At 45.7% G+C, this 326-nt stretch carries 1 protein-coding gene; it reads right to left on the bottom strand.

The genetic code is table 11. The annotated features are described in order from the left end of the window. Window positions 1-204, bottom strand: a 204-nt coding sequence (locus Nant_RS07780; RefSeq protein ID WP_162224928.1) for a recombinase family protein, incomplete at its 3' end; no start/stop codon positions are given. Window positions 205-326: the final 122 nt, after the last annotated feature.

Below are 326 nucleotides of genomic sequence, written 5' to 3'. Positions count from 1 at the left end.
TCGACCAAGCCTGTCGAGACGCCAAACCATTAAGGTGTCACCTTGCCTGAGGGTATCTAGGCACTTTGTCAGCTCCGGTCGTTCTTTTGAAGTCCCAGATAGTGTCTCTTCGTAAATCTTTTCTACACCGGCATCAGTTAATGCGTCGGTTTGCAGTGTTGTGTTCTGATCAGTCGTAGAGACTCTGGCATAGCCGATGATCATGCTTTTACCTGTATACAAAAGGTTGGTTTATTGTACGTTGATTATTATACGGGTTTTTGATCGCGATAGAGGCCAATTTCGCTAGCGAAATTGGCCTCTGTTAGGGCGTATAGAAAACGGTG

This window comes from Neptunomonas antarctica (genome assembly GCF_001305295.1).
GTDB classification, from domain to species: Bacteria; Pseudomonadota; Gammaproteobacteria; order Pseudomonadales; family Balneatricaceae; genus Neptunomonas; species Neptunomonas antarctica.
Note: the sequence above shows the minus strand (reverse complement) of the source record. Positions and strands in the feature narration are given on the sequence as shown.